The following is an 11,826-nucleotide window of genomic DNA, read 5'->3' as shown; positions in this document are numbered from 1 at the left end:
GGCGTCAGCCTATCTGCATCTCGGTCACCCGCCATTGCCCGCGCCACCGTTCAATGCGTAGGGCGATGGCGCGGGCCCTGCGCTGCTCGGCCGCAACCACAGAGGCTTCGAATATGGTCTCGGAGATGGCACAGATTCGGACAGTACGGATCATGACGTTGCGGTGAAGGCGCACCGTGTTTGCGCTGGAAGATCCCTTCCCGATCTGGTCGTTCGATTGCTCAACGCTGCGCACCAGGTTCGCCCGCAACTGAAGGCGCTCGTAGCTTCGGGCATCCAGCAGCCGAGCCATCTGCTGCAGTGGCCTCGTGCCACCCAGCACCTCAAGAGCTCCACGTGCAACTTTGCGTGCAACTGCTTCGAGTTCCTCAGGGATCTCAGGCTCTGGGCTAGGGGCGGGTTCGGAAGGCCGAGTCAATGGGACCACGACCGAGGCGTCGTCGCGAGGTCCGGTGTGCGCAGACCTCGGCAGAACCGGCCTGGGTGCACCGCTGGCAGACGCCAGAGCCCCATAGGCAGCGGCCGGGCTCAGATGGGCGATCATACTCATGTGAATTCCTCGCTTTACTTAGGATCCAGTTGGTGCGTAGAGAACCTGGCCGGGTAGGAGAAGGTCGGGTTGCTCGCCGATTACCTGCTTGTTGGCCGCGAACCACTGCGGCCAGGCTTTGGCTACTTCAGCTTCGGAGGCCGTTGGACCGAGATGCTTCGCAGCTATTGACCACAGCGAATCGCCCGGTTGCACGATGACCTCAGCTGTATTCGCTGAACTCGGTCCGGCAGTGCGATCAGCCTTCACCAGAAGGCCCCCGTCTGCGGGAGGTGCTGTCGGCTGCCAAAGAGGCTCCGGAACATGTGTCTCTCCTGCAGCAGCCCAAAGTGGACTGGGGGCCGCAGCCTCTGCGGCCTGCTGAGCCTCCTGGGCAACCGCCACGCTGGCCGGAGCCGGCGCATCTGCATGTGCCGCGGGTACAGCGAATAAGCTGAATCCGAGCACCGCGCACGCCAGACTCCGCATGAACACGGGTGAGAATGATCCTGTACGTGTTGCTGCCGGATGCAGGCCGCGCCGCGACAGGATTTCCGCAATCAGGGCAATGCAGAATGTGAGCGCCCACCAGACCAGCACCAGCTGGCCCAGAATGCTCACCGCAAGACCCACCAGACTCTCCACGCCCGGCTCATTGGTGCTCCGATGTAGAAAAGCTGCCAGCGAGCCCCCGATGAAGTAGAGTCCAGCACCGAGCAGGAGTACGCCCAACGCCATCGCTATATCCGTCTTCTGAACCATTTGGACCTCATTTGATGCCATTTGATGTTGTTTAAACCGTTTGACATCACCTGTTTACACTCAATGGAGTTAGTTGTCCACTCTTGACCCGCATGTGGACGACCCATAGGGTTGCCCAGTGCGATGGAGAGCGTTGTTCGATGACCTTGAGGTTCAATTTGCTGCGTCTGAACGGCTGGCGGAGGAGTCAGAGATTGCCGACCGCGTCCGGCTCGAGCAGTCGGGCATACTGCTGATAGACCGCTTGCGGGGGCAACTCGGGTTGATCCTGAGAATCAGGGTCTCAGGGGGCGAACTGTTCGACGGCGAATTGACCCATGTAGGGTCCGAGTGGGTAGTGCTCAGTAAGGCGACCGGCGACGTCGTTATCCCTCTAGTGGCAGTTCAGCTCGTTGAGGGACTGGGGCGGAAAGTGCTCGGTGATACTTCGAGGGTGCGGTCCGCGCTGGGTCTGGCTTCAGCCCTGCGAACCCTTGCCCGAGACCGGAGCCATGTAGTGGTGCATCGCTCCGACGCCGGTGCCCGCATCGAGGGCACAATCGACCGGGTAGGCAAGGACTTTATGGAGATTGCAGCCGTACTGCCTGGGGAGCAGCGACGCTCAGGCAGTGTCGGCGCAGTATATGGGGTCCCGTTCACCGGGATAGCAGCTGTGTCCTCCCGCAGCTAGCATCTAACGGCGAGGATTATCGGATCAGGGCGGCGCATCTGTGATGCGCCGCCCTGATCGAGATAGACCCGTCAGACGTCCTGCTCGGCGTGGATGCCTTCCTTCAGGCTCGCTGCCGTTTTCTGGTAAGCGCGCGCGATGTAGTCCTCGAGGACCTGCGTCTCCACCCGCCATTGACCGCGGCCACCCACCTGAATGGCTGGTAACTCACCGGAGCGCACCAACGCATAGGTTTGCGACGAGGAGATGTTGAGCACTTCTCCCACATCGGCCAACGTCATGAATCGTTTCTCTGCCACGAAAGCCGCCTTTCCCTTCGCCCGACGCAAGAAACCTGTTGCGTCTATCTTGCCATCACTGAAGGCGCCCCAACGCCGGTTATCCACAGTTTCATGTTGTTGGACGCAGTTCGTTTCCATTTGCTGGCAAGGTACAAGAGAATTGCTTCGGCAACCCATGTCTTGTTGCCCGGCGCATGTGTTCCGCGCCAACGTGAAACAGGGGAGTATCAGTGAGTCTCAGAACCGAAAGTCCATCGGCAGTCAACGCGCCGGTTCGCCTCCGTAAGCCGTCCTGGAAGGACCCCCGGCTGCTGATTGGCCTGCTGCTGGTCTGCGTTTCGATCGCCGGCGTTATTGCCCTGGTGGAGAGCGTGGACAGCACTACCGATGTTTATGCAGCCCGCGATGACCTCGCCGTCGGTGCTGAACTTACGGTGGAGGACTTCGACGTTGTGCCGGTTCGGTTGGGTGATGTCCAGGGTCTATATCGATTGGTGAGCGAAGGGATTCCGGATAACGCGGTGGCGCAGCGCCTGATCCGCGCGGGAGAACTGTTGCCGGCGTCGGGAATTGCGGCTGCGGATGAACTCGATCGAAAGCCCGTCGGACTGACAATCGAGGACCCGTTGCCCTCCGGAACGGCAACCGGTGACCGTGTGGACGTGTGGGTTTCACCGCGTGGCGAGGGAGATGACTACGGCGAGCCGAAATTGCTGCTCGAGGGAGCGGAAATCTTCGACTACACGGAAGACGATTCCGCCCTGGGGGCGAGTCAATCCGTGCGCATCTTCGTTCTGGTCGATGACAAGACACTGCCGGCCCTTCTTGACGCCCTGTCCAATGAAGCGAGAATTGCTGTCGTCGTGAACGCGGGAGCGCGATGAGTATCCCGGTAGTTACGGTCGGGCGGTCAGCAGGCGAGTGCGTCACCGGTCTGGAACAGCTGCGGGGACCGGTTACCGTTGTCCGCCGCTGCGAGGAATTCACCGAAATGATTGCGGCGTGCCAGACAGGCATCGCGCGCGCAGCGATCATCGCTTTTGACGCGGGTGAGCTCACGGCTTCGCTCCTGGACCGCCTGCGCGCGGCTGATGTGGCCGTAGTGGCGCTCGCCGATGACAATGATGCACAGGAGCGTCTGCGTGCGTTGAACATCAGGCAGGCAGGAACCAACGTGGAACCCGCCGTTCTGGCTGAACAGGTTTCCTTGGCCGTCGCAGATCTGGATCTGCACAGGGGCGCAGGCACCAGCAGTTCCTTCGCCGAAACGGCGGATTCCTTGGCGCCGCGGACCCCTACGCCCACAGCGGATCCCGAGCCCGACGGCGATGGGCGGGTAATCGCAGTCTGGGGCCCTACCGGCGCGCCCGGGCGCACGACCGTCGCAGTGAACCTTGCCGCCGAACTCGCGGCAACAGGCTTACGTGTACTTCTGATCGATGCGGATACGTATGGCGCGAGTATCGCTGCCTCCCTTGGGCTCCTGGACGAGTCCGCGGCCATCGCCCAAGCATGCCGGTTCGCTGATCAGGGATCGTTGGACTCCGCCATGCTGACGCGGGTCTGCTCTGAGGTGCTCATCGGGGGAAACGCACTGAACGTCCTCACCGGAATCACGCGGCCGGACCGTTGGGCTGAAGTCCGGCCCTCCGCCCTCAGCCGGATCATCGCAGTGGCCCGCTCAAGTGCGGACGCCGTCGTCGTCGACTGTGGTTTCGGGCTGGAAGCGGACGAGGAGTTGAGCTTTGACACGCTGGCGCCCCGGCGTAACGGTGCAACGCTGCGCTGTCTCGAACTCGCCGACGAGGTATACGCGGTGGGGGCCGCCGATTCCATTGGCGTTCCCCGTCTTGTCCGCGGTCTCACCGAACTCGCAGAGGCGGTACCGACGGTGGTACCGCGCGTGATCTTCAACAAGGTTCGTGCCGCTTCCGTGGGGCGCTCCCCGGAACGCCAGCTGCGGGAGGCCTGGGAACGCTTTGGGCCGGCATCCGCGATTTCCGCCTTTCTACCCGCCGATTTTGACGCCGCGGATGCCGCGCTGCTGGCGGGTTCGACCCTCTGCGAGGCAGCGCCTGCGTCGCCGTTGCGACAGAGTATTGCAGGGCTGGTCAATGCGCCGGTTGAACAACGGCGGAGGGGCTCCACTGGAGCACCCCACAACGAAATGAAGTTTTCCGGCAACGGCGTTAGGCTCTCACAGTAAGGGGGTCGCAAAGGGGCGGCCTTTCATCTCGTTACGGAGGCGGTTCATGTCGTCTGGATCCAGCACCACGGAACAGTCCAGCTCTGACACTTCACTCACCGAGTTCATCCAGCACTATTACCAGCACCTCGCTGAGGACGACGCCGGCGCCTACTCGCCGGATGCCCTCGCCGACAGGGCGCTGAAGCACCGCTCGACGGCCGCGATCCGGCCGACCGGCGAGGCAAGGGTCGATATCTTCGACCAGGATGACGCAAGCATCGTCATGATCGTCACTGACGACATGCCGTTCCTGGTGGATTCGGTAACAGCCGAGCTGGTGAGGCAACAGGCAGCTATCCGCTTGGTGGTCCATCCCACCTTCGTGGCCGTGCGCCACCGGCAGTCCCATGAATTGGAACGACTGCGGCGGGTTCCCTCATCTGCGGGCATCTCCAGTGGAGATACCGCAGCACTACCGAACCTTTCGGAGGTCGGTGCGCACAGTGATCTCACCGCGCATGTCGAGTCCTGGATTGCAGTGGAGATCGGCCGCATCGCAGATCAAGCCCGCAAGACGGCGATCAGCGAGGGGCTTCAGCGTGTCCTCTCTGACGTCCGAGCCGCTGTCGAGGATTGGGCTGCGATGCGCAGCAAGGTGCGCGAGATTTCGGGCACGCTCGAATCAGTGCCAAGTGCTGCTGAGGTCCCGGACCTGGCTCAGGCACGAGAGCTGCTGGCGTGGCTCGATAACGGTAACTTCACCTTCCTCGGCTATAAGGAATATGACCTCGTGGCCGAGAACGGGGAAGACGTACTGCGGGTGCGCGGGGAGAGCGGCCTCGGCCTGTTGCGACACTCCATCGACGGCCGCCACGTGCAGCACCTGACGCAGGCGGGACGGGCGAAAGCACGCGAGAAGCAGGCCCTCGTGATCACTAAGGCAAACTCACGGTCCACAGTCCACCGGGCGGCCTATCTCGACTACATCGGGATCAAGCAGTTCGACAGCCAGGGCAACGTGTGCGGTGAGCGCCGGTTCATCGGCCTGTTTGCGACGAGCGCGTACACCGGGTCTGTTCGAAATGTCCCAATAGTGCGTGACAAGGTGAACGAGGTGCTGCGCCGTTGTGGATTCCCCTCGGACTCGCACTCCGGCAAGGACTTGTTGTCCATTCTTGAGACGTATCCGCGCGACGAACTCTTCCAGATAGATATCGACGATCTGGTAGCTACTGCGCTTGGCATCCTGCGCCTGCAGGAGCGACGGCGCACCAGGTTGTTCCTCCGCCCGGACACCTATGGCCGCTTCATGTCGGCACTCGTCTACCTCCCACGGGACCGCTACACCACCAGCGTTCGCCTCCGTATAGAGGAAGAGCTACGGCGTACGTTCAACGCAGAGTCCATTGATTATGAAGCGCGTATGAGCGAGTCAGCGCTCGCCCGGCTGTTCTTCCGGATCCGGCTCCCGAAGGGCGCCGAGGTTGCCCATGTCGAGGTGGCGGATCTGGAGAAGCGCCTCGTCGGCGCCGCCCGGTCCTGGTCCGAGGGTATCGACGAAGTGGCAAGAAGCCGCTTCAGCCGTCGGGAAGCCGAACGATTCGCGGAGCTTTGGGCGGAAGCATTCCCGGCCGCCTACAGAGTGGATTATGAGGTCGAGGACGCGCTCGAGGACATCGAACGCTTTTCCATCTATGACCGTACCGATACGCCCGGGCCGGTCATGCACGTTTACGTTCCGACCGGTGCCGGAGAGCATCTGGAGGAAGATGCCCGGTTAAAGCTGTACCTCACCGAGCCGAAGAGCCTTAGCCAGATCCTTCCGTTCCTCCACAACCTGGGACTCGAAGTTCTCGATGAACGCCCATTCGAGATCGAGCGATCCGACGGCCGGGAGTTCTTTCTTTATGACCTCGGTCTGAAGTACCCGACTGGTATCGACCCTAAGGGGACGGGGGAGCTGCTGGAGGATGCGTTTGCGGCCGCGGTAGCGAACGTCAGCGAATCCGATTCCTTCGACCGACTGGTTCTGAGGGAGGATCTGCGGTGGCGTCAGGTCATCATCCTGCGAAGCTATGCGAAGTACATGCGGCAGATGGGAAACATCAACTCCTATGGCTTCATCAGTGACACGCTGCTGGCCAACCCGGATGTGACCCGGAGCCTGGTAGCTCTCTTCGAAGCGCGGTTCGACCCTGATCTGGAAAATGAGGAACGCGAGGCCGCGACCGCCCGCGTGCGGGAAAAGCTCGAGGCCGGTCTCGAGCAGGTGCCCACCCTGGACGCTGACCGTGTCCTGAGGACCTTCGCGAACCTGATCGAAGCTACACTGCGCACCAACTACTTCCAGGACAAGCGCCATGTCAGCTTCAAGCTGAACACCTCCGCTATCGAGGGAGCGCCGCACCCTCGGCCGAAGTTCGAGATCTGGGTGTATTCGCCTCAGGTCGAGGGCGTCCATCTCCGCTTCGGCGAAGTGGCCCGTGGGGGGTTGCGCTGGTCCGACCGCCGGGAGGATTTTCGTACCGAGGTGCTCGGGCTGGTGAAGGCGCAAACTGTCAAGAACGCCGTCATCGTCCCCACTGGCGCTAAGGGCGGATTCTTCGCAAAGCAATTGCCGAACCCGGCGCAGGACCGGGCAGTATGGATGGCGGAAGGCCAGTCAAGCTACCGGACGTTCATCCGCGCCCTGCTCGACATCACGGACAATCTCGTAACCACAGATGATGGAGAGCAGGTGGTCCCGCCGCCGCGCGTTGTCCGGCACGACGCCGACGACAGCTACCTGGTCGTGGCTGCGGACAAGGGCACTGCTTCATTCTCCGACATCGCCAACGAACTTTCCGCCGAGTACGGCTTCTGGTTGGGCGATGCTTTCGCTTCCGGCGGGTCGGTCGGCTATGACCACAAGGCGATGGGCATCACCGCCCGGGGTGCCTGGGAATCGGTCAAGCGCCACTTCAGCGAGTTCGGCCACGACACGCAGACCGAGGATTTCACGGTCGCTGGCGTGGGTGACATGAGCGGAGACGTGTTCGGCAATGGCATGCTCCTGTCTGAGCACATCCGACTGGTCGCTGCCTTCGACCACCGCCATATCTTCCTGGATCCCAACCCGGACGCGCCGTCGTCGTTCGCTGAGCGCAAGCGGCTCTTCGAACTTCCCCGGTCGAGTTGGGAAGACTACAACGCCGAGCTGATCAGCGAGGGCGGCGGCATCTATCCCCGCCACGTGAAATCGGTGCCCATCTCGGCGCAGGTTCGCGATTCGCTTGGGCTGGATGAGTCAACCACGAGCATGAGTCCGCCCGAGTTGCTACGGGCGATTCTCACCGCCCCTGTAGATCTTCTCTATAACGGTGGAATTGGAACCTATGTCAAGGCGTCCACGGAAACGCACACGGAGGTCGGAGACAAGGCCAACGACACGATCAGGGTAAATGGCGATCAACTGAGGGCACGCGTTGTGGGCGAAGGCGGAAACCTTGGCATGACCCAACGCGGCCGTATCGAAGCGGCGCTGAACGGTGTCATCCTGAACACGGACGCGATTGACAACTCGGCGGGCGTAGACTGCTCCGACCACGAGGTGAATATCAAGATTTTCGTTGACCGGATGGTGCGAACGGGACATCTGGTGGCGGAAGAACGGGCAGAGTTCCTTCACTCGATGACGGATGAAGTTGCCGATCTTGTGCTGCAGGACAACATCGACCAGAACGTGTTGCTGCTGAACGACAGGCAGCGTGTGCTGGAGTGGAGCCCGAGTTTCGAGCGGTTGATAGACTGGCTCGAAACGAAGGCTGATCTCAACCGTGAACTTGAGGCACTTCCCACCACACAGGAACTGCGTGCGCGGGTAGAGAAGGGCCAGGGGCTTACATCCCCCGAGCTTTCCGTGCTTGCCGCATACGCGAAGATCGAGCTCACGAAGGCCCTGACCCAGAGCGATCTCGCTGACGATCCTTGGTTCAAGGACACCTTGCGGGAATACTTCCCCAGCCAGGTCGTGGATCGATTCGACAGTGAACTCGACACTCATCCGCTGCGGCGGGAGATCATCTCCACAGTAGTGGCCAACGACATGATCAACATGGGCGGAATCACTTTCGTGTTCCGGGTGATGGAGGAGACTTCAGTCTCCGAGTCGATTGTCGCGCGGGCCTTTGTAGCGCTCCGCGAGATCTATGATCTGCAACGGATCGTGGAGGCGCTTACCGAACTGCCTGCGAGCTTCCCCACCGAGCGCTGGGCAACCGTTCACCTCGACATTCGCAGACTGCTCGACCGCGCAGTGAGATGGTTCGTGAACCACGTCGGACAGGGAACCACCGTGGAGGAGGACATCGCTGCGTTCAAGCCGCTGATCGATCCGTTGCGCACCAAGCTGGTCAATTACGTCCGTGGCGGGGATCTGGAACGGGTCCGGAGTTGGTTCGCGCAAGCTGAAGAGTGGGGACTGCCCGACAATATAGCGCAGCATTGGGCCGAACAGTTCGAGTCCTTCGGGCTTCTGGACGTAGCGCTCATCTCACGCCGCGTCGATGAGCCTGTGGAACGGATTGCAGAGGTCTACTACGCGATCTACGATCGCTTCAATATCGACAACCTGCTCGAACGCATCACGTCGCTGCCGAGGGAGGACCGCTGGCAGGCCCTGGCCCGGGCAGCACTCCGGGATGACCTGTATTCGACCGTTTCCGAGATGACCGTGTCGGTGATGAACAGTTCGTCACATTTGGATTCAGCGGACGCGTCGAGCAGGCTTCAGGAGTGGGAGAAGCTCAACGCTGAACACCTTGACCGCGCGAAGAAGATGTTCGCCGAGGTAAACCAGCTGGAGCGTGACGACATGGCATCCCTATCGGTAGCGTTGCGTCTGCTGCGTTCGATCGTCCGGCAGTAGAGAGGGGCGCAACAGGTGGCAATCTTCACGGACCCAATCCGCGACCACGCGGGTTTCGCTCCCGGAGACGCCGAATGGCTTCACCTTCTGGTGGGGGACTGGCAGATGGTCGCCGACCTCGCATTTGCGGACCTTGCGCTGTGGTTCCCACTGCACGACGGCGGTTACGTCGCCCTCGCGCATGTCCGCCCGTCAACCTCGCATACCGTTTTCCACAGTGATTTCGTGGGTGAGCGTATCCGCGCCGATCTTCAACCCCTCGTCGACAAGGCGTGGGAGTCGCAGGCGATCGAGCGGTCCGGAGAGACCAACTGGACCACCGAGATGGCCATGCGCGTGGAAGCTGTCCCGATGGTGCGCAACGGACGAACCCTTGCCGTCGTCACCTCGCACATGGACCTTTCAAGCTCGAGGATGCCTTCCCGTCTGGAGCTCACCTATCGCCAGTGTGCCTACGACCTGCTGCGGATGGGCACGCTGGGGTTGTGGCCTGACTTCGCTACGCCTACCGGCTCCAGGCGGGGCGCGCCCCGTGTGGGCGACGGGCTGATACGGCTCGATAAAGACGGCGTAGTCCAGTATGCGAGCCCGAACGGGGTATCAGCTTTCCGCAGGCTCGGGGATGTCGAAACGCTGGAAGGCCGCCCCCTCGCCGAGATCGTGACCTCGCTGCTGAAGGATCAGCGCGTAGTCGATGAAACGCTGCCGCTTGTGCTGACCGGCAAGATGCCCTGGCGAACCGAGATCGAGTCCCGGGGTGTGAGTCTCTCGCTGCGGGCCATCCCGCTTCGCGACGAAAAGGAGCGATTCGGCGCTCTCGTGCTGTGCCGTGATGTCTCGGAGCTGAGGCGGCGGGAAATGGAGCTGGTATCCAAGGACGCCACCATCCGCGAAATTCATCACCGGGTCAAGAACAACCTGCAGACCGTCGCAGCACTGCTACGCATGCAGTCGCGACGCATGGTCAGTGACGAGGCCAAGCAAGGACTCGAGCAAGCTATGCGGCGGGTGGCAACCATCGCACTCGTGCACGAAACACTGTCCCAGGGCCTATCCCAGAACGTGGATTTCGATGAGCTGATTGCCCGCCAGTTCCGGTTGTCCGCCGAAGTTGCTTCGCCCAACCAGGCTGTCCGTACTGAACGCTCGGGCGAGTTCGGGGAATTACCCAGCGACTTCGCCACCCCCCTGGCTCTTGTCATCAACGAGTTGGTGACAAACGCCGTCGAGCACGGACTGGCGGACAAAACCGGGACGGTGTGGTTGACCGCCGACCGCAGCGAGGGCGACGACGGTGAGCTGCTCACCGTGACTGTGAAGGACGACGGCGCGGGGTTGCCGACTGAAGGATACAGGGAGGGGCTGGGCCTCCAGATTGTGCGGACCCTCGTGATGAGCGAGTTGGGCGGCTCGATCGAGTGGACTCACCGTGAAGGGGGAGGAACCGTAGTCAGCATCGAGATGGGGATTCGCGAGGACACGCGGTAGTTTCGTTGCTGGACCGGAAATGCCAAACGAAAGGGAGCGCATCGACGATGCGCTCCCTTTCGTTATGAGTGGTGTGTCAGGAAGCCCTACGGGCGCGAGCTGCGCGACGTTTGAGTGCACGTCGCTCGTCCTCGCTCAGTCCTCCCCAAACGCCGGCATCCTGGCCGGATTCGATAGCCCACTGCAGGCAGGTATCCACCACCTGACAGCGCCGACAGACACTCTTGGCTTCCTCGATCTGAAGCAGGGCAGGTCCTGTGTTGCCCACCGGGAAGAACAGCTCCGGGTCCTTGTCGAGGCAGGCAGCGCGGCTACGCCAATCCATGCTGATCACTTTCTCCTTACAACTCGCAACCTTTGTGAAAACATTCACGAGTGGTGTCATAGTAAAGGGGGCCACTACGGCCCCCGCATTTTCCTTCATCAAGGCTGTCACGTTACATGTGCGCAAACAAGAGGTAACCGTAGGGTAATTGCCTCAAAGCGTGAGGGATGCGTCACACAGTTGACATCAGGCAAAGCGGTCGTAGCTGTCAACGACTATGTCCGGTAGGGTGCCACTGTGTCAAGACCCCCTGGACAGCCCCAATCCCCGCCTTCCGGACGGCCGCCGGGTGTGGCAATCATCGCAGTCATCCTGGTTTCCGAAGCCGTTGCGCTCTTCGCCGTAGCTGGCTGGTTCGTGTACGGATTGCTGACGAGCGCGCCCGCATCCCTGGGCGGGGCGGTGTTCATGGTGGTGCTGCTCGTACTGTTCGCCGTCTGGCTGTTAGTTGTGGGGCACTTCCTTTATCGCGGGTACCGATGGACGAGGTCCGCCGCCCTGGTGTTTCAGTTCTTCGTCATGGTCGTTGCCATTCCAACATTGACCGCAGGCATTATCTGGCTTGGTCTCCTTCTGTTAATTCCTGCCGTCCTTGTGCTCCATCAACTATTCACGCGCGACGTGATCGCCTTCACCAGCCGCACCGGGGAAGGGGCCCCCGCCCTGTAACGGGCGTC

Annotated in this window: 10 protein-coding genes; 6 read left to right on the top strand and 4 right to left on the bottom strand. The window is 61.6% G+C overall.

What is annotated here, in order from left to right; genetic code table 11:
• Positions 1-4: 4 nt before the first annotated feature.
• Together ACX80C_RS04430 and ACX80C_RS04425 are read right to left on the bottom strand one after the other, a co-directional pair.
• Entirely contained in the window at positions 5-550 is a 546-nt protein-coding gene (locus tag ACX80C_RS04430; RefSeq protein WP_459325028.1) for an Rv3235 family protein, read from the bottom strand.
• Positions 551-568: 18 nt separating this feature from the next.
• Positions 569-1,291 (bottom strand): LysM peptidoglycan-binding domain-containing protein, encoded by a 723-nt coding sequence (locus ACX80C_RS04425; protein WP_459325027.1) that lies wholly within the window; start codon positions 1,289-1,291, stop codon positions 569-571.
• A 118-nt stretch (positions 1,292-1,409) separates the two neighbouring features.
• Between ACX80C_RS04425 and ACX80C_RS04420 the strand changes: the two genes are divergently transcribed.
• Complete coding sequence (locus ACX80C_RS04420; protein ID WP_459325025.1) at positions 1,410-1,961, top strand: hypothetical protein; 552 nt, start codon at positions 1,410-1,412, stop codon at positions 1,959-1,961.
• Between the two features lie 71 nt (positions 1,962-2,032).
• Here the strand turns inward: ACX80C_RS04420 and ACX80C_RS04415 are convergent, their stop codons facing one another.
• A complete protein-coding gene (locus tag ACX80C_RS04415) occupies positions 2,033-2,260 on the bottom strand; it encodes a helix-turn-helix domain-containing protein (protein WP_459325024.1) in 228 nt (75 codons plus the stop codon).
• Positions 2,261-2,472: 212 nt separating this feature from the next.
• On the opposite strand from ACX80C_RS04415, the gene ACX80C_RS04410 reads away from it, so the two are divergent.
• The 4 genes from ACX80C_RS04410 to ACX80C_RS04395 are packed head-to-tail and all read left to right on the top strand — an operon-like array spanning position 2,473 to position 10,824.
• Positions 2,473-3,126: a CpaB family protein gene (locus ACX80C_RS04410; protein WP_459325023.1), complete on the top strand. Its 654-nt coding sequence runs from the start codon at positions 2,473-2,475 to the stop codon at positions 3,124-3,126.
• Positions 3,123-4,448: an AAA family ATPase gene (locus tag ACX80C_RS04405; RefSeq protein ID WP_459325022.1), complete on the top strand. Its 1,326-nt coding sequence runs from the start codon at positions 3,123-3,125 to the stop codon at positions 4,446-4,448. The genes ACX80C_RS04410 and ACX80C_RS04405 overlap by 4 nt, the downstream gene beginning before the upstream one ends.
• A 46-nt stretch (positions 4,449-4,494) precedes the next feature.
• Positions 4,495-9,336, top strand: coding sequence for an NAD-glutamate dehydrogenase (locus ACX80C_RS04400; RefSeq protein ID WP_459325021.1), 4,842 nt, complete (start codon positions 4,495-4,497; stop codon positions 9,334-9,336).
• Positions 9,337-9,351: 15 nt separating this feature from the next.
• Positions 9,352-10,824, top strand: a complete 1,473-nt coding sequence (locus ACX80C_RS04395) for a sensor histidine kinase (protein WP_459325020.1) — start codon at positions 9,352-9,354, stop codon at positions 10,822-10,824.
• A gap of 76 nt (positions 10,825-10,900) precedes the next feature.
• On the opposite strand, the gene ACX80C_RS04390 is transcribed toward ACX80C_RS04395, so the two are convergent.
• Entirely contained in the window at positions 10,901-11,149 is a 249-nt protein-coding gene (locus ACX80C_RS04390; RefSeq protein WP_019483052.1) for a WhiB family transcriptional regulator, read from the bottom strand.
• A 291-nt stretch (positions 11,150-11,440) separates the two neighbouring features.
• On the opposite strand from ACX80C_RS04390, the gene ACX80C_RS04385 reads away from it, so the two are divergent.
• On the top strand, positions 11,441-11,818 hold the full coding sequence (locus ACX80C_RS04385; protein WP_459325018.1) for a hypothetical protein: 378 nt from the start codon (positions 11,441-11,443) through the stop codon (positions 11,816-11,818).
• The last annotated feature ends 8 nt before the right edge of the window (positions 11,819-11,826 follow it).

This window comes from Arthrobacter tecti, assembly GCF_054511355.1.
Note: the sequence above shows the minus strand (reverse complement) of the source record. Positions and strands in the feature narration are given on the sequence as shown.

Bases quoted from the DNA above. Each gene is read 5' to 3' on its own strand.
- ACX80C_RS04430 (WP_459325028.1), bottom strand. From the start codon at position 550: ATGAGTATGATCGCCCATCTGAGCCCGGCCGCTGCCTATGGGGCTCTG.
- ACX80C_RS04425 (WP_459325027.1), bottom strand. From the start codon at position 1,291: ATGGTTCAGAAGACGGATATAGCGATGGCGTTGGGCGTACTCCTGCTC.
- ACX80C_RS04405 (WP_459325022.1), top strand. From the start codon at position 3,123: ATGAGTATCCCGGTAGTTACGGTCGGGCGGTCAGCAGGCGAGTGCGTC.
- ACX80C_RS04400 (WP_459325021.1), top strand. From the start codon at position 4,495: ATGTCGTCTGGATCCAGCACCACGGAACAGTCCAGCTCTGACACTTCA.
- ACX80C_RS04390 (WP_019483052.1), bottom strand. From the start codon at position 11,149: ATGGATTGGCGTAGCCGCGCTGCCTGCCTCGACAAGGACCCGGAGCTG.